This window comes from Prevotella lacticifex (assembly GCF_019973375.1).
In the GTDB taxonomy this organism is placed as follows: Bacteria; Bacteroidota; Bacteroidia; order Bacteroidales; family Bacteroidaceae; genus Prevotella; species Prevotella lacticifex.
This window is the reverse complement of the sequence record NZ_BPTV01000001.1, coordinates 246452-268931: the sequence shown is the minus strand read 5'-3', so window position 1 is coordinate 268931 and position 22480 is coordinate 246452. Positions and strand designations below refer to the sequence as shown.

Below are 22480 nucleotides of genomic sequence, written 5' to 3'. Positions count from 1 at the left end.
AAATGTGGGTATAAGCATACAAAGATACACAATTTTGAAGGCGATTGCAAGAAAATGCCAATATTTAACATATCGAAAATGATTTCGACCAGTACAATTTAATAATTTTTTAATGTGTCTGTAGACTTTTATGTAGGGGGATAATATTATCTTTGTCGGACAAAACGGAACCATTATTAAATACTGACGACGGTGCATTACACGATAAGTCCGGTGGCTGGGAGATTCGTCCCAAGTGGCTGACTCTCATCCCTCAGCAGTTATTTTACCCCTGATGAGTTCAATACATCCCATTTATTTGCATGGGTTTTGTTTATTTTCTACCTTTGCATCCGAAGAAAACATTATTCACGAACAGACAAAACGAACGACAAAAATATGAAACACTTATTTCTTCTCCTGTCCCTCGCGCTGACGGTTATGACCGCCAATGGTCAATCGTACCGCAGCGTGATAGCCCAGAACCCCCGTAAGTCGGCCAGCAACTACTCCGTCTATCCGTCTCCTAAAGGCCCGTTGGCACCGTCGCCGGCCGGCTACCGTCCCTTCTACATGTCGCACTACGGCCGTCACGGTTCCCGTTTCCTCATCGATCCCCGTCAGTACAGCCGTCCGGTAGCCATCCTTGCTCATGCCGACTCGCTCGGTATGCTCACCGCCAAAGGCCGTTCGGCACTGGCCTCCGCACGTGCCATGGCTGCCGAAGCCCTCAACCGCTATGGTGAGCTGACACATCTCGGAGCCTTGCAGCACCGTCAGATAGCCTATAGAATGGAGCACCGGTTCCCCGAAATCTTTGCCGACACCACCACGACGATACAAGCCCGCTCGACGGTAGTTATCCGTTGCATCCTCTCGATGGAGAATGAGCTCCAGGAGTTGCTGCGCTACAACAGCAGGCTGAAGATAGACTGCGATGCCTCGGAGCACGACATGTACTACATGAACAACTATAAAGACACTATGGTTCAGCGCCTTCGCAAGTCGGAGGAGGTTCGCAAGGCCTATTCCGACTGGGTTTCGGCCCACGTCGACAACCGTCCTCTCATGCATCGGCTGTTCAATAACGCCACTTATGCCGACACGATAAGCTCGGCTGACGTACTTGCCGCCGACCTCTTCCATCTCGCCACGATAGCCCAGAACTCCGAGATTGGCGATAAAATCGACCTCTACAACCTCTTCACCACCGACGAACTGTACCATCTGTGGCAGCAGACGAATGTGTGGTGGTACCTCAACTATGGTGCGTCGGCTGTCAGCGAAGGCCGCATGCCGTGGGCCCAGCGGCTCCTCGTCCGCAATATTGTCGATGAGGCCGACTCCTGCCTGCGTCTCAGCCACCCTAATGCCACAATGCGCTTCGGCCACGAGTCGGTGGTGCTGCCGTTGGTATGCTTGCTCGACATCGACGGCTATGGAGTCCAGACTGCCGACCTCGACAGCCTCGAGGCCCTGAAATGGATAAACACCAACATCTATCCCATGGGCTGCAACGTGCAGTTCGTGTTCTATAAACCCACCGACGGAAAATCTGATAAGCCCGTCCTCGTGAAGGTTCTGCTCAACGAGGAGGAGGCCACCCTGCCCATCCGTCCCTACACCCTGCCCCGGAAACCGCGCTCCCGTGCCGCTGCCGACAACGGTAGAACGGCCGCAGGAGTATATTATTCGTGGCCCGATGTCAGACAATACCTCCTGTCGAGGGCAATGCAGGGGTGTTCCGAAGAATGCTGCCGTGGCTCCAAAAACGGTTGAAAAGCTTGCGTGAGGCACCTCTCCGTGACTCTAAAAATAAGTGAAATGCTTGCGGGAATTGATTTATAGTTATACCTTTGTGGTCGAAACGGCCTGAGCTAATGATTTGAGAGCTACGTTGTTGCAACTGTAGAAAGCTGATTGGCGGCCCTCTGTTCCGTCGGATGCCAAGCTGTTTGGCTTCAAAGGATAACGGCATCGTGGTCTGCCGGGAGGTAGAAAATTGCCATCCGGCGCGTCATTTCCATACGATGAGACCCGCCGCGCCCCCTACACATTAAAGAATAAAACATAAATACTATCATTAAGATGAGGCTTATAACCAGAATTATGACCATGCTGCTGATGTTCGTTTGCACCGTAGCAACGGCCCAGACCACCATTGTCAAAGGAGTGCTCCAGGACTCTGTCACTCACGAGGGCGAGCCCTACGCCACTGTCAGGGTGTATAAAGGCACGAGCACCAAAGGCTCTGCCGATGCCATGTCGGTGACCGATGCCGACGGCAATATCCTCCAGAAGGTCACGGGCCGCGGCCGCTACACCATCGTCATCAGCAGTGTGGGCCGCAAGACCATCGTCCGACAGCTGATGCTTGAGGGTCAGAAGACCATCAACCTCGGCACATTATACGTCGAGGACGACACCCGCCAGCTCCAGGGCGTCGAGGTGGTGGCCCAGAAACCCCTTGTGAAGATGACCACCGACAAGACAACATACGACGTCCAGAGCGATGTCGACTCGAAGTCGCAGACCGTTCTCGACATGCTCCGCAAGGTTCCGATGGTCACCGTCGACGGTCAGGACAACATTTCAGTAATGGGTTCGAGCTCGTTCAAGGTGTACGTCAACGGCAAACCGAGCATAATGTTCTCGTCGAACCCGTCGCAGATTTTCAAGTCGATGCCCGCCTCGTCGGTGAAGTCGATAGAGGTGGAGACCAACCCCGGAGCGAAATACGATGCCGAGGGCACTGGCGGCATACTCAATATCATCATGGCCGACGGTGGCGGCAAGGGCGGCGGCGCGTCGAGTCTTAACGGCTACAACGGCTCAGTGCGCGTCAGTGCCACGAACAACAACTGGAACGCCAGCACGTTTGTCAGCGGACAGCAGGGCAAGCTAACCTACAGTGCCAATGTCTTCCACAACAATCCGTTCCCGATGAAGACCTCCGTCGACTTCCTCCGCACCACCTACGGCTCGGCTGGGGCCTCGGGCAGCAACGGCAGCGCCTACAACATGCACTACTATCAGGACAGCAAGTCGCGTGTGCCGTTCTCGATGATGAATGTCAGCCTCGGTTATGAGATCGACTCTGCCAACCAAGTCGACGTCACCGTCGGCGGCAACCACTTCGAGCTGAAGAATACCGGCCACCCGCTGACCACCCTCAGCGGCGGCGTCTTCGGCAACGGATTCTCCTATACCAACCAGTTCGATATGAAGCAGCGCAACTCCTCAATCGACGTCAGCGCCGACTACCAGCGCTTCCTCAACGCCAAGCGGACGAGCAATATAGTCTTTACCTATATGTTCAACAATGCGCCGTCGCACAATTCCACCCGCACCGTCTACGACTGGTTCAGCACCGGCACCACCGTATCGCCTACGGCCACTGCCGACGCGCAGGCCGCAGGCAACGGCCAGATGCCGATGTCGTTCAACGACCTCTACTCCGACGTCCACAGCCGCGGCACCGAGCATATCGGCCAGATCGACTACGTGACACCCCTCGGCAACGACAACCACAAGCTCAGCGCCGGAACAAAATTCACCTCGCGCGCCAACCACAGCGACTCGCGCTACTTCAACGTCGTCAACGGGGAGGATGTCTACAATGCCGACAACAGTTCGGAATATAAGAACGACGTGAACATCCTCGCGGGCTACGCCGAATATACCGGCACCCTCGGCAAATTCTCCACACGCCTCGGCGCACGCTACGAGCAGTCGTGGGAGAAAGTGAAGTTCGTCCATGGCGCCGGCGACGACTTCAGCCGCCACTACGGCAACTTCGTTCCCACCGGCAGCCTCACGTGGAGTATCGCCCCGACGACAAATCTCGGAGCTTCCTATGCCATGCGCATATCGCGTCCGGGCATCAGCTACCTCAATCCGTACCGCGACCGGTCCAATCCGACCTCGCTCACCTATGGTAATCCCGACCTCGACGTGGAGAAAACCCATAACATCAATGTCGTATTCAACTACTTCACACCGAAGTTTGTCATCAACGCCACGGTCAACCAGAGCTTCTGCGACAACCAGATTTACCAGTACAGCTTCATGGACGGCGACATCTTCAATACCACTTACGGCAACATTGTAAGGACGCGCCGCACCAATCTCAGCATCTTCGCCAACTGGTCGCCGACGCTCAAGACCCGTCTCATGGGTAATGTGCAGGTGGGCTACGGCGACATGCGCTCGCGCCAGTTAGCCTATCACAACAGCGGATGGAACACCAGTGCCTTCGTCAACTTCCAGCAGACACTTTGGTGGGACGTGAAGTGGAGCCTCGGCATGTTCGCACGCACCAAGGAGATTAACCTCCAGAGTCTGTCGGGCGATATGAGCATGCTCTTCACCACGCTCTCGAAGGATGTCATCAAGGACAAACTCAACATATCGGTGATGTTTGTCTCGCCGCTGAGCAGCCGTCTGAAGATGAACAGCGAGAGCTTCAACAACGACTACTACCAGCGTCAGAACATTGGTGTCGACATGCGCAGCGTCGGTCTGACGGTCACGTGGAACTTCGGAAACACCAAGCGTCAGTTCCAGAAAGCGGGTGCAAACAAGTCGAGCGAGTTCAACGAGCGCCAGCAGCCAGGCCAGCAGCTCGGAACGCTGGGCGGCGGCAGTGGCTCAAATGAGGGGATAGGATTCTGATGCCGCCCCCTCCGAGCCCCACGCCCTTGTGGTGTGGGGCCGTCGTCCGGCCAACTGTAGTGTGTGGGCGAGCCCTGTCCGCAATGATGACAGCGATGCTCTCCCGTAATCGGAAGGAACCGGTTATTAATACGAAAAATCCTTACACGATTCCAATACATATCATTTTGGCTTGCAAAACGGCCCGTTTCATCTTGCGAAATGGGCCGTTTTGCGTCCTGAAATGGGCCGTTTCGCAATGCAAAATGACTCACTTTGTAAGTCGTTGATAATCAAAGGATAACAAAGACGGGTGGAAAACGCGTTGAGTTTGAATTATCTTTACATCATCAAACCGGTTCCTGCCGATTGTTTCCGCTCCATTCCGGCTCTCTCGTCCGGTATCTGAAATGTTATTGGGCGGTTACGACGGAAATGTTGTTTAGGCGGGTTGAGAATCTGATTCCGATGTGGCGGTTACAGTCCCGTGGGTGCCACGATGCATATTGTCTTCATCTTGACGTAGTCGACGCTTACATACATGAATCCATGATAGGGGTTGTCGGTGCCCCAGCTGTTCTTCATGATGAAGAAAGGCTGGCCCTTGCTGTCGTGGGCCAGACCCATAATCTCCATGCAGTGGTCGTCGGTGGTGAGATGATTCTCAAACTCCCGCTGCCTCTCGTCCTGCACATCGTCGCCGGGATTGTCGTCGAGGGTGGCCACACCGTTCTGGAACGCGAATCCCGGTTCGCTGATGTCGCCCTCCCAGCACACGGGATGTCCGTGGCGGATGTTCCTGACGATGATGCTCACGAGCGAGTCGATGGGCACGTTCATGAACGCGTCGGAGAATCGGTTGTCGGGCACCTCGAGGATGAACGGCTGTCCGAAGGGATGATGAGTGAAGCTCGTGAAGGCCTGATATTCATTGTCGCGGCATACGCTGTGGGCAAACTCCAGTGGCGTATATACCGCTCCGAGCATGTAGACGCGCGGTATGCAGGTGTGGATGTCGCGGTCGAGGAGTGCCGAGAGGCGGTTGTCGAACTGCCGCAGCGACAGTCCGCCCTTGGCCATCTCCTGCACTTTGCGGCAGACGACGTGGTAGTCGGTGGTGCTGTCGGCGTGGAAGGCATCGTAGTGGTCGAGGCCGTAGATGCCGATAAGGTGGATGAGCATCGGTGCCATGCCCCGCAGGCTGACCGTTCCGCGGCGGGTGATGAAGAGTCGGCTGGCCTGCTCCTCGATGAACTTGCGCGCCACGTAGTCGGCACTGAGGTTCACCGAGTCGCCCTGCATGAGGTGCTCGGTCTCCATCGTGGCCAACATGGCGTAGGCCCAGCACAGGTCGCTGTGGCCCTGGTCCTTCACAGGAGTGGTCTTCAGTACCACGTCGTTGGTGAAACGCTCACCGGCGGCTTTCCGCTCCGGCTGCTTCCGTCCGCAGCCGGCGATTATCATGCATGTACAGAGTATGGCTATTGCCTTCTTCATCATCGCGTATTGATTTTTGCTTTCGTCGGGAATCTGCGCCCGTGCCGTTCCGTTCATGACAGCGCGGGGACTCAGCGGCTCCCGTGTAGCAGTTGCAAAATTACAAAAAATATCCCGAATATTTATGTAATCCCAACCGCCAATTTTCAATTCTCAATTATTATCGTTACCTTTGCACCCATGAATGCAAAACTGAACGATTTTGAGATAATGGCACCTGTCGGCTCCCGTGAGTCGCTCTCGGCAGCCATCCAGGCCGGCGCCGATTCGATATACTTCGGTGTCGGCAAGCTGAATATGCGGTCGCACTCGGCCAACCACTTCGACATCAGCGACTTGAAGGAGATTGCATCCGTCTGTCGCGACCATGGGATTAAATCCTATCTCACGGTGAACACCATCATCTACGACAACGACCTCGCCGACATGCGCGAGATTCTCGATGCGGCCCGCGAGGCCGGTGTGTCGGCAATCATCGCCTCCGACGTTGCCGTCATGGCCTATTGCAATGAGATTGGCCTCGAGGTCCATCTGTCGACGCAGCTGAACATCTCCAATATCGAGGCCCTGAAGTTCTACAGCCGCTTTGCCGACGTGAGCGTCCTGGCCCGCGAGCTGAACATGGACCAGGTGAAGAAGATTCACCTGGAGATCGTCGACGGCGACGTGCGCGGTCCTAAGGGTGAGCTCATGAGAATCGAGATGTTCTGCCACGGTGCCCTGTGCATGGCTGTGTCGGGCAAGTGCTATATGAGTCTGCATGCCGCCAACCGCTCTGCCAACCGCGGCGAGTGTGTGCAGATATGCCGTCGGTCGTACACCGTCACCGACAACGAGACGGGCAATCAGCTCGACATCGACAACAAGTACATCATGAGTCCTAAGGACTTGAAGACCATACGCTTCATCGACCGCATGATGGATGCAGGCGTGAGGGTGTTCAAGATTGAGGGTCGGGCCCGTGGACCAGAATATGTCTACACCGTCGTCACATGCTATAAGGAGGCCATAAAGAGCGTGCTCGAGGGCACGTTCACCGAGGCCAAGAAGGACGAATGGGACAAGCGGCTCGCCACCGTCTTCAACCGTGGATTCTGGGACGGCTACTATCAGGGTCAGACGCTCGGCGAATGGAACAAGAACTACGGCTCGATGGCCACGGAGAAGAAGGTGCTCATCGGTAAGGTGACGAAGTATTTCAGCCGTCTCAACGTGGCTGAGATTGCCGTCGAGGCCTCCGATTTCAGTCTTGGCGACCGTCTGCTCATCACCGGTCCTACCACGGGAGTGATGTATGTCACCGCTACGGAGATTCACGACGACAACGGCCCCGTGACGCATGCGCCCCAGCACATCCGTGTGTCGGTGCCCGTCGAGGGAAAGGTGCGCCCCAACGACAAGGTTTTTAAGCGCGTAAAGGTAGAAGGCAACAATTAAGTGATGGAGCCGCGGGCTCCTTAACAATTCAATATACGACAATGACAATAAACGAAGCTCAGGATGAGGTCATAGAAGAATTTGCCGACCTCACCGATTGGATGGACAAATACCAGATGCTCATTGACCTCGGCAACGACCTCAGTGAGCTGGACGAGAAGTACAAAAACGACTCCAACCTCATCGATGGATGCCAGAGCCGCGTGTGGCTGCAGTGCGATTATGTCGACGGACAACTCATCTTTACCGCCGACAGCGACGCCCTCATCACCAAGGGAATCATTGCCCTGCTCATACAGGTGCTCTCCGGACATACGCCGCAGGAGATTCTCGATGCCGACCTGTACTTTATCGACAAGATTGGACTGCGCCAGCATCTCTCGCCGACACGCTCCAACGGTCTGCTCTCGATGGTGAAGCAAATCAAGAACTACGCCATAGCCTATAAAGCCAAGGAGGACAATGCATAAGCTGCGCACGATAGAGATGTCGCGGCTCACCGTCGGCGAGTTCAAGGCCTCGCGGAAGATTCCCCTTGTGGTCGTCCTCGACGATGTGCGGTCGGCGTATAACGTCGGCAGCGTGTTCCGTACGGGCGATGCTTTCCGCATCGAGAGGGTGTGCCTCTGCGGTATCACGGCCACACCGCCAAGCGCCGAGATTCACAAAACGGCTCTCGGAGGTGAGGACAGCGTCGACTGGACGTATTATAAGGATACCGCCGACTGCGTCGCCGCCCTCCGCGAGCGCGGCTACAGCGTGTGGAGCGTGGAGCAGGTGGACCACAGCGTGAAGCTCAACCGCCTCGATGAGGTGACCATTCCCGGTGCCGACGGCCACGGCGGTGTGGCTGTCGTCTTCGGCAACGAGGTGAAAGGGGTGCGCCAGGACATCGTCGACATGAGCGACGCATGCCTCGAGATACCGCAGTTCGGCACAAAGCACTCCCTCAACGTCAGCGTTACGGCCGGCATCGTCATCTGGGAGTTTGCCCGTCGCCTCATGACCTCCCTCCGCGGCTGACGGTATTTCCGAGTCCGAAGGACGGTGGAGCTATACATTATATATATAGCAACGACGGCACTCAGGCTATATAATCTGTTGAAATCAAGAAAGTTTCTTCGGCTTTTATGCTAATCCAATAGTAAGAATAATCCTTAATCACAGCCCTGCATTGCGACCGTAGTCAGGCCTGATTGAGGATTATTCTTGCTGCTGAGGTCGATTTGACGGCCCTGAGGGCTACTTCTCAAGTGTCCATGTGGACTGCTCCGAATACTTAGGGCGTAGTTAATATTTTTCTTGAGTGTAGTTAATCTCTTTTATGCAAGATAGTTGCCCGCATCGGAGGAGATAAACTGCGAACGGAATAAGGTTTCTGGGCTCTGCTGGTGGCTGCCAGACACATTTATATAATATATTTCAGCATTTTATTCTTTTTTACCCTTTTAACTTACGGCCTTCCTACTTTTTTTTACTACCTTTGTACCCCAAAAAGTTTATAAGGACAATTAATCACAAGCGTATATGTCTTATTTATTCTCCTCAGAGTCAGTTTCGGAGGGACATCCCGATAAAGTTGCTGACCAGATTTCCGACGCATTGCTCGACCAGTTCCTCGCTTACGATCCCAACGCCCGTTGTGCCATTGAGACGTTCAACACCACGGGGCAGGTCATTATCATGGGTGAGGTGCGCTCAACGGAGTATATCGACCTGCAAAATATTGCCCGTCAGACAATTAACAAGATTGGCTACACGAAGGCCGACTATCAGTTCGACGGCAATTCATGCGGCATCCTGACGGCCATCCACGAGCAGAGCGACGACATCAACCGTGGTGTCGACAACGGCGACGACGACAATCAGGGTGCCGGCGACCAGGGAATGATGTTCGGATATGCATGCAACGAGACTGAGAACTATATGCCGGTGACCATCGACCTGGCACATCTCATCATGCGGACTCTGGCTCAGATACGCAAGGAGGGAAAGGTTATGAAATATCTCCGCCCCGATGCCAAGAGCCAGGTGACGGTGGAATACAGCGACGACAATATACCCCAGCGCATCGATACTATCGTTGTGTCGACGCAGCACGACGACTTTGCCGACGACAATACGATGCGAGAGATTATCACTCACGACGTTGTTAACATCCTGATTCCCAAGGTTAAAGAGCAGATTCATTCGCCGAAGGTGCTCAGCCTGTTCAACGACGACATCAAATACCTCGTCAATCCGACGGGAAAGTTCGTCATTGGAGGCCCTCACGGCGACACCGGACTCACCGGACGGAAGATTATCGTCGATACCTACGGCGGACGCGGTGCCCACGGTGGCGGTGCCTTTTCGGGAAAAGACTCCTCGAAGGTGGACCGTTCGGCTGCCTACGCTGCGCGCTATATAGCTAAGAACATGGTTGCGGCAGGCATCAGCGATGAGGTTCTCGTCCAGCTCGCCTACGCCATCGGCGTTGCTGAGCCCGTCAGTGTGTATGTCAACACCTACGGACGCAGCCATGTGGCAATGAGCGACGGTGAGATTGCCGAAAAGATAAAGACGATGTTCGACCTTCGTCCAAAGGCTATCGAGAAGACTCTCAAGCTCCGTCAGCCAATGTATTTGGAGACTGCGGCCTACGGACACATGGGACGGAAGAACGAGATAGTAGAGAAAGAATTCACAAGCCGCTACCACGAGACAAAGAAGATGAAGGTGGAGCTCTTTACATGGGAGAAACTCGACCAGGTGGAGCGCCTCAAGGAGGCTTTCGGACTGTAAGGAAACAACCGCGGGCACGGCACTGCTGTGCCCGGAAAGGAAAGAAAGGAAATAATGCCAGACAGCACATATACCGTACGACCCGTAGGAATACCGAAGGTGAACCCGCTGAAGGGCTTCGACGCTACGCACGTTACCTTCGTCCGCAACGACACCGACACGCTGCGACTGTCGCTGTCGGTGAAGGAGGAGGGTATCCTCGGCGACAACGTTCCGTACGCTGTCAGCAGCGACAACACCATCACCTCGCTGCTGTTGGGATGTTTCATCCTCGGCATGCTCGCCATTTCGGTGTCCAGAACGTTCATTGTCAGGCAGATAAAGAACTTTTTCTACGTGCCGAGGAGCGTGGCCGACATGACCGAAACCGACTATGAGATAAACGTCCAGGCCTTCCTCGTCGTCCAGACGGCACTCACCATGGGCATCTTCTACTACATCTTCTCCCACTTCGGGCTCCACAACGACTACTCACAGATGTCGCAGCTGAAGGTCATAGCGATTTTTACGGCCATCTTCATGGCATATTTCGTGGTAAAGAAGATTAGCTACCACGTCGTGGGATGGGTGTTCTTTAATGCGAAAAAAAATGACCAATGGGCTAAGGCCTGGCTCTTCCTCACAGCCATAGAGGGCGTACTCTTCTTCCCGGCACTGTTGCTTGAGGTTTACTTTGCACTGTCACTGCAAACAGCAGTGATTTATGGGGCAATATTAGTAATAATAGTTAAATTGCTTTCATTTTACAAGTGCAATACAATCTTTTTCAAACACAACGGCGGAATTGTCCAGAATATTTTGTACTTTTGTGCCCTTGAACTGATGCCGCTTCTTGCTTTAGCAGGCATTTTGCTTATCACAGGAAACAATTTGAAGGTAAATTTTTAAGACAGAAATGGTTAAAAAGATTCTTATTTCCCAACCAAAGCCGAGCAGTGAGAAATCACCTTATTTCGACATCGCCAAGGAGTTCGGCGTAGAGCTCGACTTCCGTCCTTTCTTCAAGGTTGAGGGAATATCCGCGAAGGAATTCCGTCAGCAGAAAATCAACTTGCTCGACTACTCAGCTGTAGTATTCACTTCGCGACATGCAATTAACAACTACTTCAACTTAGCCAAGGAAATGCGCATCACCATTCCCGAGGATATGAAGTATTTCTGCTCCATCGAAACCATAGCACTCTACATACAGAAGTTCGTCCAGTACCGCAAGCGGAAGGTGTTCTTCGGAAAGACAGGAAAGATTGACGACCTCCTGCCTACAATGGTGAAGCACAAGACCGAGAAATACCTTGTCCCGCTGAGCTCGGTTCATAACGATGACGTGAAGAATCTCCTCGACTCGAAGCATCTGAAGCACAAAGAGTGCGTCATGTACCGCACCGTCAGCAACGACTTCACCGATGAGGAGAAGAAGAATTTCGACTACGACATGCTCGTCTTCTTCAGTCCGACGGGTGTCCGTGCGCTCCTGAAGAACTTCCCTGACTTTAAGCAGGGCGACATCAAGATAGCTGCCTTCGGACCTGCTACGGCCCGCGAGATCGACGCCCAGGGTCTCCGTCTCGACCTCCAGGCACCGTCGAAGGAATTCCCGTCGATGGCAATGGCCTTGGAGAACTATCTGAAGGAGGAGAAGTAACCGTCAGTAAACGGTGATGCCGCCGACCGCGGCAATACTCAATAATGATTCACCCACGTTGACAGAACGTACATTCACACTACCTAAGGAAGAGCGGTTAAAGAGCCGGACGCTCATCGACACGCTCTTCGATGGCGGAAAGAGCCGGGCAATGACGGCCTTTCCGCTACGGATGGTGTATATGGTGAAGGACCGTATCGACCTCGAGCCGCAGACGCAGGTCCTCGTCTCGGTGCCGAAGCGGTGCTTCAAGCGTGCCGTCAAGCGCAACAGGGTCAAGCGGCAGGTGCGCGACGCATACCGGCATCATAAGCTGACGGTCGTCGGCGCACTGAAAGCGCACGAGCATTTCGACCGCACAGTCGTCATGGCCTTTATCTGGCTCGACGACAAACTGCACTCCTCGGCCGATGTCGAGGCCAAGGTTTCAGGACTGCTCACACGACTCAGCGAGAAGATATGAAGGTGCTGAAAGCTTTATGGCATGCCCTGGCGTGGCTGTTGGTGCAGCCGATAGTGTTCTATCAGAAGTTTATCACGCCCTACACGCCCCCGTCATGCCGGTTCACACCGACCTGCTCGGAATACGCAAGGCAGGCCATACTAAAGCACGGACCCATAAAAGGCCTCCTGCTCGCTATATGGCGGATACTTAGATGCAACCCATGGGGTGGCAGCGGATACGACCCGGTGCCGTAAGTTGTCCTCATCGTGAGGCGCCCCAATAACAGTCCCGACCGCGAAACAATGCTCCGGCGGGGATATACGAATAAAAATAAACAATCAACTGAAAATGAAAAACTTTGTTGAAGAACTGAGATGGCGAGGAATGCTTGCGCAAATCATGCCAGGAACGGAGGAATATCTCATGAAGAACCTCACCTCGGCTTACCTCGGCACCGACCCTACTGCCGACTCGCTTCACATCGGACACCTCTGCGGAATAATGATGTTGCGCCACTTCCAGCGCTGCGGCCACAAGCCTTATCTGCTCGTAGGCGGAGCGACGGGAATGATTGGCGACCCGTCGGGAAAGAGCCAGGAGAGAAATCTCCTCGACTCCGACACCTTATATCATAACCAGGAGGCCATAAAGAAGCAGGTTTCGAAGTTCCTCGACTTCGACGGTACGGAACCAAACAAGGCTGAGATGGTCAACAACTACGACTGGATGAAGGACTATAAGTTCCTCGACTTCGTTCGTGACATCGGTAAGCACATCACCGTCAACTACATGATGGCCAAGGAGAGCGTACAGCAGCGACTCAACGGAGTGGCCCGCGACGGACTCTCGTTTACCGAGTTCACCTATCAGCTGCTCCAGGGCTACGACTTCCTCTACCTCTACGAGCATAAGGGCGTGAGGATGCAGATGGGCGGCAACGACCAGTGGGGAAACATGACCACCGGAACAGAGCTCATCCGCCGCACCCTCGGCAACGACAACGAGGCTTTCTGCCTCACCTGTCCGCTCATCACCAAGGCCGACGGAAAGAAATTCGGCAAGACCGAGAGCGGCAATGTATGGCTCGACCGCAACCGCACCACACCGTATGCTTTCTATCAGTTCTGGCTCAACGTGACCGACGCTGATGCCGAGCGCTACATAAAGATATTCACCGACCTCGACAAGGACACCATCGAAGGACTCATCGAGGAGCACAAGCAGGACCCGGGCCGACGCGTTCTGCAGCACCGTCTGGCCGACGAGGTGACGACGCTCGTCCACTCGAAGGAGGATCTCGACATGGCTATCGCCGCATCGAACATCCTCTTCGGTAAGGCAACGAAGGACCAGCTCGCCAAACTCGATGAGGCTACCCTTAACGATGTCTTCAAGGACGTGCCCCACTACGACCTGCCTAAGGACCAGCTCGGACAGCCGGCTGTAGAGGTGTTCTGTCGCGAAGGATGGCAGATATTCCCAAGTAAGAGTGAGATGAGAAAGCTCGTCAAGGGCAACGGAGTCAGCCTGAACAAGGAGAAGGTGACCGCCTTCGACCGTCCGGTGACCGCCGACGACCTTATCGACGGCAAGTATCTCCTCGTTCAGCGTGGAAAGAAGAACTACTATCTCATCACAGTGAAGTAAATCAGCCGCCCGGAGGATTGAAAATCAACCGACAGGGCACCGTTTTCTTCACGACGGAGAAACGATAACGTCCGGCTCACGAATATGCAGCAACGTATTTGTGAGCCGGATTTTTTTGTGCCTATATATTATATAAGATATTAATAATATGGGTGTCGGAATGTAAAAGTATTTCAAACGACATACACTTTGATACCGCCTTTGTAGTTGTCTGATTATCAATGGATTACAAAACATGCCATTTTGCGTTGCGAAACGGCCTGTTTTGCAATGCCAAACGGCCCGTTTTAGACGCTGAAACGGGCCGTTTCGCAAGCCAAAATGGTATGTATTGAAATCGTGTAAAGATAATTCGTATTTATCGGACCGATGTTATCCATTATCTCAAATGACGAAACCGGCTACGACAATCACTTGAAGTAGTCGCGCAGCTGGGCGGCAAGAGCCGAGAGAGTCTCCGGGTTGTCGTTGCCATAGCGGTTCCATATCTCCTGACAAGGGAGGAGAAGGGGATTGATTATCATGTCGTCGCGGTTGAGATAGGGGTCGCAGAACTGGAAGACATCCATGACATCGGCGACGAGCTGCGGTGTGATGTGCATGAGTTTGGCCAGCTGGCGCACCTCTGGAGTCTCCGGGCTCATCGTTATCGGGGTCAGCCGGAAGTAGAGGTCGAGAATCATTATGAGCATCACGGGCTTCAGTTGCTTGTTCTGTGGCAGCGGACGGAAGTCCTTCTCGAAGGTCTCCTTAATCTCAACGCCGTCGTAGAATTTCTCCGACTTGCCGAATCCCTTCATCCTCTTCAGCTTTTTCACGTCGTCAGCCAACTTCTTCGGCTGCTTGCCGTAGGTCTCCCACAGCAGGTGGAGCAGCGGCGAGTCGCTGTGGCGCAGGCGGAACATCTGGTTGTAGAGATAGCGTGGGGGCACATGGGTCTCTAAGCTCAGGTCGACAAGTTGTCGCGAGTAGAAAGGCTTCATGCCCACAGGCTTCTTCAGGTACAGTTGCAGCAGCAACAGCCAGTATTCGTCGTTCCAGAGAGGATGGGTCATTTCGTGATGGTTTCTTGGCGGTTCAGAGTTTCGGCAGCATCTCGGCGAGTTCCTTCATTCCCTCGCTGGCACCTTTGCGTATGTACGTGATGTTACGGGCCTCGGTGCTGACGGCATTGGGGTCGATGAGGAATGTCGGTGTCCCCGGCTTGGTATAGTATAGCAGACTGGCTGCCGGATAGACGTTCAGCGATGTGCCTATGACAACGAAGATGTCGGCATCCTCGACCTCACGGGCCGCCGGCTCAAGCATGGGAACGCTCTCGCCGAAGAAGACAATGAACGGCCGCAGCAGCGATCCGTCGCCGGCCTTAGTGCCGGGAGCCACCTGCGAGTTGTCGGGACCGAGCTCCTCGATGTACTGCGGGTCGTAGGGCTCACGGCTCGAGCATACCTTCGTCAGCTCGCCGTGGAGGTGTATGACGTGCGTGGAGCCCGCTTTCTCGTGCAGGTTGTCGACGTTCTGGGTGATGACCGTCACGTTGTATTCCTTCTCCAGGGCCGCAATAATCTTGTGACCCTCATTGGGCTGGGCGGCGTAGAGCTTCTTGCGCAGCATGTTGTAGAAGTTTGTAACCAGCGTCGGGTCCTGTTCCCAACCCTCATGGCTTGCCACCTGCTCCACGGGATAGTTCTCCCACAGACCATCGTTGCCGCGGAATGTCTTGAATCCGCTTTCGACCGACATTCCGGCTCCGGTAAGAAAAACAATCTTCTTCATACTTTATTTCCCTTTCTGCTTTACATATCTCAATAACACTGGCAAAATTAAGAAAAATTATTGGAATAACAATGCTTTGTTTTCAGAAATTAATTACCTTTGCACGTTAAATTGTACAGATAGCATAAAAACTACATTCAACATCATCAATGGACAAATTAAGTTACTCCCTTGGCCTGGGCATTGGCCGCCAGCTTTCACAATTAGGAGCGAAGAACATCAACGTTGACGACTTCGCGCAGTCAATCAAGGATGCTCTCAGCGGCAAGGAACCTGCCGTCAGCGACGAGGAAGCACAGCAGATAGTAAACCAGTTCTTCGTGGAACAGGAAAAGGTAAAGTCGGCAGCAGCAAAAGCTGAGGGCGAGAACTTCCTGGCCGAGAACGGAAAGAAGGAGGGGGTCGTCACCCTGCCGTCCGGTCTACAGTACACTGTCCTCCGCGAGGGCAACGGAAAGCGGCCGTCGGCCACCGACACCGTGGAGTGCGACTACGAGGGAACGCTCATCAACGGAAAGGTTTTCGACAGCAGCTACCGTCGCGGCGAGCACGCCACATTCCCCCTCAACCAGGTTATCGCAGGATGGACCGAGGGTCTGCAGCTCATGCAGGAGGGTGCCAAGTACCGCTTCTTCATCCCTTACAACCTCGCTTATGGTGAGCGTGGCGCCGGACGGGATATCCCGCCTTACGCTGCTCTCATCTTCGACGTTGAGCTCCACAAGGTGAAGTAAAGCGACACGACAACGAAATACAACGATATAACAATAGACAAGCAAATGAAAAAAATCGCATTGGTAGCCGGTATGGCTATCGCCGTGGCTGCAACATTCACAAGCTGTGGCAATTCAAACAAGAAGTCGGATGCAGGCTCGCAGAAGGAAGAGGACTCTCTGGCTTACGCAATGGGTGTCATGGAAAGTCAGCAGATGCAGATGGCTCTCCAGCAGATAGGTGTCGATTCCACCAACATCGATGAGTTCCTCAAAGGTGTAAAGGATGGTGTCCAGAGTGCCGGCGACAAGGATAAGGACGCTTACAACAAGGGTCTTGCCATCGGTGTCAGCGAGAGCATGCGCTTCAAGCAGGTCATATACCCACAACTCTTCGCCAACGACTCTACAAAGACTCTGCCTATGGATAAGTTCATGGAGGGCCTCAAGGCCGGCATGAAGCACAAGGCTGGTGCCATGACGCCGCAGAGAGCACAGGAAGTGTTCCAGCGTAACGCACAACTGGTGCAGGAGCACTACTTCGAGAAGGCTTATGGAGCCAACAAGAAGAAGAGCGATGCATATATGGCCAAGGTAGCCAAGATGCCGGGAGTGAAGTCGTTGGGCAACGGCGTATATTATAAAGAGGTGAAAGCCGGAACCGGAAAGACTCCTACCGTACAGGATATGACAAAGGTTAACTACAACGGTCAGACCCCTGACGGCAAGACTTTCGACAAGCGCGACAACGCCGAAATGCCGGTATCGGGCATGATTCCGGGCTGGACGCTCGCCCTCACACACATGAAGGAAGGTGCCACATGGGAGGTTTATATTCCTTACGATGCCGCTTACGGTGCTCAGGATAAGGGTCCTATCAAGCCTTACTCTGCACTCCACTTCACCATTACCCTCCTCAGCGTTGAGAAGAATCCGCAGGCTCAGGGTGCTCCACAGCAGATGCCTGTGAGATAATCGGACGAAAGAAACAACGTTTCTTAAACACTCATTAAAATGAGAAAAACCATATTATTGGCGCTCGCTATCCTGGCGAGTGCCTCTTTTGGCACTGTCAGTGCCAAGGACAACAAGAAAGACAAGAAGACCGCCCCTGCTACAGAGCAGAAGGTGGTACTGAAAACAGCCAACGACAGCCTGAGCTACGTATCGGGAATGGCTCTCACGAACGGTCTGATGCCGTTCCTGCACCAGAATTTTGACATTGCCGATGCCGACATGCCGAACGTTATAGCCGGTTTCAAGGATGCCGTGGCAAAGCGTAAGGACCCTAATCAGAAAGGATTCCACGCCGGTGAGCAGATTGCTCAGATGGTTATCAGCCGCATGTTGCCGGGACTTCAGAAGGAGTTCACAATCGGTTCGGACTCCCTCAACGAGGAAATGGTGTTCAACGGATTCCTCGCATCGCTGACAAACGATACCACTCACTACACGCTGAGCAAGGCTGAGAAGGTCTTTGCCGACCAGAGAACGGCCTACAAGAACCGCGCCGACAGCCTGAACAAGAAGAAGGGAGAGGACTTCCTCGCCGCCAACAAGACGAAACCGGGTGTCGTCACCCTGCCTTCTGGCCTCCAGTACCGCATCATCAAGAAGGGCGACGGAGCCATTCCTAAGCTCTCCGACAAGGTCGAAGTGGTCTATGAGGGCCGCACTATCGACGGTACCGTCTTCGACGCGACAAGCAAGCACCACGGATCGAAGACCGATATCTTCACGCCGCAGAACCTTATCAAGGGCTGGCAGGAAGCTCTGACGATGATGCCCGTGGGCTCGAAGTGGGAGCTCTACATCCCTTACAACCTCGCTTATGGCGAGCGTGGTGCCGGCCGCGACATCGCTCCGTACTCTACTCTCATCTTCACCATGGAGCTCAAAGGCATCCAGGAGAAGAACGACGAGTCGCTTGCTGTTGACGCCAAGACCGCTGCAAAGAATGCAAATGCTGCTGCCAAGAATGCAAAAAAGGTACCAGCAAAGCCAGTAGTGAAGAAAGCACCTAAGAAAGTGGCTGCTAAAAAGCACTGATTGGACCGAACTTTGTCAATATCATTGACATAAATAAATTAAATGCGCCTCCTTGGCGCATTTTTTTTGTCTTTGAGTTGCACGTTTGAGTAAATATCTGTAATTTTGCTTTCGGATTGCAAACCAATATGCGACAAACTTACCAAAAATTATATTAAATGGATAAAATCGACAGATTAGACAAGAAGATACTCTCCATTCTCTCGAAGAATGCGCGCATCCCGTTCAAGGACGTCGCCGAAGAGTGCGGTGTCTCCAGGGCTGCCATTCACCAGCGTGTGCAGAAACTGATTGAGATAGGTGTTATAACGGGCAGTAGTTTCGACGTAAATCCCAAGAGCTTAGGCTACAACACATGTACCTATATCGGCATAAACCTCGAACGCGGCTCCATGTACCGCAAGGTCGTTGAGCATCTTGAGCACATCGATGAGATTGTCGAGTGCCATTACACCACCGGTCCGTACACTATGCTCATCAAAGTCTACGCCAAGGACAACGAGCAGCTTATGGACCTGCTCAACAATCAGTTGCAGGGCATCCCCGGAGTTGTCAGCACCGAGACCCTCATCTCGCTTGAGCAGAGCATTAAGCGCGGGCTGCCGATAAAACAGCAGGAGGAGTAATCGAGCGACTATGAGATTCAATTTGGACGACCAACTGTCCGACTTCTACAACACTTTCCCCGAGGGCAGGCACCAGCCGGTTATCGGCATCACCGCCAATTATGCCGATGGTTGTGCCACTCTCGCCGACAAGTACTACACACAAGTGGTGGAGGCCGGTGGCACTCCCGTGCTCATACCTCCCGTTGCCGACCGCAACGTCATCGTCAACACCCTTGACCACATCGACGGACTGCTTCTCACCGGTGGCGGCGACTACAATCCGCTGTGGGCAGGGGAGGAACCGTCGGCGAAGTTGCATGGCATCAACGCCACCCGCGACCTCCCCGAGCTGCTCATTACGCGGCTCGCGTTCAACCGTCAGATTCCTATTCTCGGTATCTGCCGGGGCATCCAGACCCTCGTTATGGCCCTTGGCGGCGAAGTCGACCAGGACATCTACGAGAAGGGAGCTACCGTGAAGCACAGTCAGGATGCCATGCGCCAGGAGCCGACACATACTGTCAAGCTTGCTGCGGGGAGCATTCTCCACAGCATCTACCGTGCTGACACGATTGTCGTCAACTCATTCCACCATCAGGCCGTGCGCAAACCGGGACCCCGTTTCAGGGTGACGGCTGTCGCGGCCGATAACGTCGTGGAGGCCATCGAGAGCCGTGAGTACAAGCCAATTATGGGTGTGCAGTGGCATCCCGAATGGCTCGGCGACGAAGGGAGGAAAATCTTCCAGTGGCTTGTGGGTCAGGCAAATAACTTCTACATTGCCAAGCGCGTCCACCGCGATGTGCTCACACTCGATACTCACTGCGATACGCCGATGTTCTTCCCTCAGGGTGTAGAGTTCAGTCACCGCGACAAGCGCATCCTCTACGACCTCCACAAGATGACCGACGGCCGTCAGGACGCTGTCATCATGGCCGCTTACCTGCCACAACCGAAGATTGGGGTGCGCTTCTCGCAGAACATTGACCTCGAGGGAATAGCGAAATTCAATCCCGACCTCGCCGAGAAATACATTCGGACAGCCGAGGTTAAGACCTCGAAAGGGACGGTGACGGAACGCACGATAGCCCCCAACGACTATGCCGACCTCATCTTCGACAAGTTGGAGTCGATTGTCCGGGCCAATTCTACCTATATAAGTATAGCGCGCACCCCCACCGATCTCTACGAGGACAAGCGCAAAGGCCGCAAGAGTATCATGTTCGGCATCGAGAACGGACTGGCTCTCAACGGTGATATTCGCAACGTCAAGCACTTCGCCCAGCGCGGTGTCGTCTATATGACGCTCTGTCACAACGGCGACAACGACATCTGCGATTCGGCCCGCGGTAGCAATATGCACAACGGCGTGAGCCAGTTCGGTGCCAAAGTCATTGAGGAGATGAACCGTCAGGGAATCATGGTCGACCTCAGTCATGCGGCGGAGAAGAGCTTCTACGATGCCCTCGACATCAGCAGTCAGCCCATAGTGTGCAGTCACAGCAACTCCCGTGCGCTCTGCGATGTGCCGCGCAATCTCACCGACGACCAGATGCGGGCCCTCGCTGCCAAGGGTGGTGTGGCGCATATTACCCTCTACCACGGATTCCTGAAGAAGGACGGCGAGGCCACTATCCTCGATGCCATAGCCCATCTGGAGCATGCGATAAGCGTAATGGGCATCGACCACGTGGGTGTGGGTACCGATTTCGATGGCGACGGCACTGTCCGAGGCATGGCCGATGCCAGCGAGATGATAAACTTCACCCTCCAGCTCCTGCGCCGGAAGTACAGCGAGCGCGACATTGCGAGGATATGGGGCGGCAACTGGCTGCGCGTCATGGCTCAGGTTCAGGCCGTCAGGAAATAAAAACGAAGGAGAACAATCAATAAGATGACAAGGAAAATGAAAATTGTTACCGGCATCATCGTCGCTGCCCTTATCGGTGGCGGCTATGGCTGGAAACTCCATAAGGACAGCGAGGCAGCGTCGGCAGCAGCCGGCGACGACGATACGGTGGCTGTGGCACCCGTGGGACCGCAGTTCAATGCCGACTCGGCCTATGCCTTCACCGCCGCCCAGTGCAGCTTCGGGCCGCGGACGATGAACTCGACAGCCCACGACAACTGTGAGAAATGGATTATCAGCAAGTTCAAGTCGTACGGTCTTCAGGTCAAAACGCAGAAAGCCGACCTCAAAGGCATCGACGGTGAGGTGTTCCACTCGACGAATATCATTGCCAGCTATAACCCCAAGGCAGCAACACGCATCCTCGTCAGCGCTCACTGGGACAGCCGTCCGTGGGCTGACAACGACCCCGACAGCACCAAGCACAACGAACCGGTGATGGCAGCCAACGACGGTGCCAGCGGCGTGGCCGTCATGCTGGAACTGGCAAGAGTACTGTCGGCCGACAAGAAACTCAGCAAGGACATCGGTGTCGACTTCGTCTGCTTCGACGCTGAGGACTCCGGAAAGGACGGCGACGACGACAGCTGGGCTCTCGGAGCACAGTATTTCGCCGCTCATCAGCCCGAGGGATTGTCGTGGAACTATGGCATCCTGCTCGACATGGTCGGCGGCGAGGGCGCTCAGTTCTACGAGGAGCAGATGTCGTCGCAGTTCGCTCCCGACATCGTCACGAAGGTTTGGAACGCTGCCGCTGCCGCCGGCTATTCGTCGTACTTCCCGACAGCTGCGGGCGGAGCCGTCACCGACGACCACATCCCGCTCAACAAGGCCGGGATTCCCACCGTCGACATCATTCCGTTCTACCGCGACCTGCCCGACAACTCTTTCGGTCCGACATGGCATACGACCTCCGACACGATGGAGCACATCGACAAGAACACGCTGAAAGCTGTGGGCCAGACCGTCGTTCAGGTGCTCTACTCGGAGCAACGCTGACGCTCGGGCGACTACAAGCGGACGAAAAAGAATGATTGTCGGGCAGGGTTCATACAGTATGAAACCCTGTCCGCCACTCTAATAAAGGAGATTATTGATGTAAATATATTTCATAGTTACGTTCAACGAAATCCACGTCTGTAATCCATTGAAATTCAATGGGTTATCAAAACCTACTCTTTGGCGTTGCAAAAGGGTAGGTTTTGTAGTGCAAAACGGTCCGTTTTTGACGCTGAGACGGTCCATTTCGCAACGCAAAACGGCATGTATTGGAAAGGTGTAAAGATTTATCGCAATTATGACGGGGCAATCAGCCTGTTGTTATAGGGGTAAATTGCGATT

20 protein-coding genes are annotated in these 22480 nt (G+C 54.1%); 17 read left to right on the top strand and 3 right to left on the bottom strand.

The window, feature by feature from the left end:
- Positions 1 to 378 precede the first annotated feature (378 nt).
- Together LDN30_RS01055 and LDN30_RS01050 are read left to right on the top strand one after the other, a co-directional pair.
- Positions 379 to 1758 carry a histidine-type phosphatase gene (locus tag LDN30_RS01055; RefSeq protein ID WP_223928476.1) on the top strand — a complete coding sequence of 460 codons (1380 nt, stop codon included), beginning with the start codon at positions 379 to 381 and terminating at the stop codon, positions 1756 to 1758.
- Between the two features lie 309 nt (positions 1759 to 2067).
- The gene (locus LDN30_RS01050) at positions 2068 to 4653 is read left to right on the top strand and encodes a TonB-dependent receptor domain-containing protein (protein WP_223928475.1); all 2586 of its coding nucleotides are present in this window, start codon (positions 2068 to 2070) and stop codon (positions 4651 to 4653) included.
- A gap of 456 nt (positions 4654 to 5109) precedes the next feature.
- On the opposite strand, the gene LDN30_RS01045 is transcribed toward LDN30_RS01050, so the two are convergent.
- A complete protein-coding gene (locus LDN30_RS01045) occupies positions 5110 to 6129 on the bottom strand; it encodes a C1 family peptidase (RefSeq protein WP_223926975.1) in 1020 nt (339 codons plus the stop codon).
- A gap of 180 nt (positions 6130 to 6309) precedes the next feature.
- On the opposite strand from LDN30_RS01045, the gene LDN30_RS01040 reads away from it, so the two are divergent.
- The 9 genes from LDN30_RS01040 to tyrS all read left to right on the top strand — a co-directional run bounded on the left by LDN30_RS01040 (position 6310) and on the right by tyrS (position 14084).
- Positions 6310 to 7566, top strand: a complete 1257-nt coding sequence (locus LDN30_RS01040) for a peptidase U32 family protein (RefSeq protein WP_223926751.1) — start codon at positions 6310 to 6312, stop codon at positions 7564 to 7566.
- A 41-nt stretch (positions 7567 to 7607) separates the two neighbouring features.
- The gene (locus tag LDN30_RS01035; RefSeq protein WP_223926750.1) at positions 7608 to 8036 is read left to right on the top strand and encodes a SufE family protein; all 429 of its coding nucleotides are present in this window, start codon (positions 7608 to 7610) and stop codon (positions 8034 to 8036) included.
- Positions 8029 to 8589, top strand: coding sequence for an RNA methyltransferase (locus tag LDN30_RS01030; protein ID WP_223926749.1), 561 nt, complete (start codon positions 8029 to 8031; stop codon positions 8587 to 8589). The genes LDN30_RS01035 and LDN30_RS01030 overlap by 8 nt, the downstream gene beginning before the upstream one ends.
- A 504-nt stretch (positions 8590 to 9093) precedes the next feature.
- On the top strand, positions 9094 to 10350 hold the full coding sequence (gene metK, locus LDN30_RS01025; protein WP_223926748.1) for a methionine adenosyltransferase: 1257 nt from the start codon (positions 9094 to 9096) through the stop codon (positions 10348 to 10350).
- Positions 10351 to 10404: 54 nt separating this feature from the next.
- Complete coding sequence (locus tag LDN30_RS01020; RefSeq protein WP_223926747.1) at positions 10405 to 11238, top strand: DUF4271 domain-containing protein; 834 nt, start codon at positions 10405 to 10407, stop codon at positions 11236 to 11238.
- A 7-nt stretch (positions 11239 to 11245) separates the two neighbouring features.
- Positions 11246 to 11992 carry a uroporphyrinogen-III synthase gene (locus LDN30_RS01015; RefSeq protein ID WP_223926746.1) on the top strand — a complete coding sequence of 249 codons (747 nt, stop codon included), beginning with the start codon at positions 11246 to 11248 and terminating at the stop codon, positions 11990 to 11992.
- 16 nt (positions 11993 to 12008) lie between these two features.
- Positions 12009 to 12455 carry a ribonuclease P protein component gene (rnpA, locus tag LDN30_RS01010; protein ID WP_373316524.1) on the top strand — a complete coding sequence of 149 codons (447 nt, stop codon included), beginning with the start codon at positions 12009 to 12011 and terminating at the stop codon, positions 12453 to 12455.
- Positions 12452 to 12691, top strand: coding sequence for a membrane protein insertion efficiency factor YidD (yidD, locus tag LDN30_RS01005; protein WP_223926744.1), 240 nt, complete (start codon positions 12452 to 12454; stop codon positions 12689 to 12691). Before rnpA ends, yidD begins: the two co-directional genes overlap by 4 nt.
- Before the next feature lie 94 nt (positions 12692 to 12785).
- The gene (gene tyrS / locus LDN30_RS01000; protein ID WP_223926743.1) at positions 12786 to 14084 is read left to right on the top strand and encodes a tyrosine--tRNA ligase; all 1299 of its coding nucleotides are present in this window, start codon (positions 12786 to 12788) and stop codon (positions 14082 to 14084) included.
- 410 nt (positions 14085 to 14494) lie between these two features.
- Here the strand turns inward: tyrS and LDN30_RS00995 are convergent, their stop codons facing one another.
- Both LDN30_RS00995 and LDN30_RS00990 read right to left on the bottom strand, forming a co-directional pair.
- Positions 14495 to 15139, bottom strand: coding sequence for a hypothetical protein (locus LDN30_RS00995; protein ID WP_223926742.1), 645 nt, complete (start codon positions 15137 to 15139; stop codon positions 14495 to 14497).
- A gap of 22 nt (positions 15140 to 15161) precedes the next feature.
- Positions 15162 to 15860: an SIR2 family NAD-dependent protein deacylase gene (locus tag LDN30_RS00990; protein ID WP_223926741.1), complete on the bottom strand. Its 699-nt coding sequence runs from the start codon at positions 15858 to 15860 to the stop codon at positions 15162 to 15164.
- Positions 15861 to 16009: 149 nt separating this feature from the next.
- Between LDN30_RS00990 and bamJ (LDN30_RS00985) the strand changes: the two genes are divergently transcribed.
- The 6 genes from bamJ (LDN30_RS00985) to LDN30_RS00960 all read left to right on the top strand — a co-directional run bounded on the left by bamJ (LDN30_RS00985) (position 16010) and on the right by LDN30_RS00960 (position 22138).
- Entirely contained in the window at positions 16010 to 16594 is a 585-nt protein-coding gene (gene bamJ / locus LDN30_RS00985) for a BamJ family beta-barrel-assembly machinery protein (protein WP_223926740.1), read from the top strand.
- 45 nt (positions 16595 to 16639) lie between these two features.
- A complete protein-coding gene (gene bamJ / locus LDN30_RS00980; RefSeq protein WP_223928474.1) occupies positions 16640 to 17548 on the top strand; it encodes a BamJ family beta-barrel-assembly machinery protein in 909 nt (302 codons plus the stop codon).
- Positions 17549 to 17587: 39 nt separating this feature from the next.
- Positions 17588 to 18622 (top strand): BamJ family beta-barrel-assembly machinery protein, encoded by a 1035-nt coding sequence (gene bamJ, locus LDN30_RS00975; protein ID WP_223928473.1) that lies wholly within the window; start codon positions 17588 to 17590, stop codon positions 18620 to 18622.
- A gap of 158 nt (positions 18623 to 18780) precedes the next feature.
- On the top strand, positions 18781 to 19248 hold the full coding sequence (locus LDN30_RS00970) for an Lrp/AsnC family transcriptional regulator (RefSeq protein WP_223926737.1): 468 nt from the start codon (positions 18781 to 18783) through the stop codon (positions 19246 to 19248).
- 10 nt (positions 19249 to 19258) lie between these two features.
- A complete protein-coding gene (locus LDN30_RS00965; RefSeq protein ID WP_223928472.1) occupies positions 19259 to 21100 on the top strand; it encodes a membrane dipeptidase in 1842 nt (613 codons plus the stop codon).
- A 24-nt stretch (positions 21101 to 21124) separates the two neighbouring features.
- Positions 21125 to 22138 (top strand): M28 family peptidase, encoded by a 1014-nt coding sequence (locus tag LDN30_RS00960; protein ID WP_223928471.1) that lies wholly within the window; start codon positions 21125 to 21127, stop codon positions 22136 to 22138.
- Positions 22139 to 22480 lie beyond the last annotated feature (342 nt).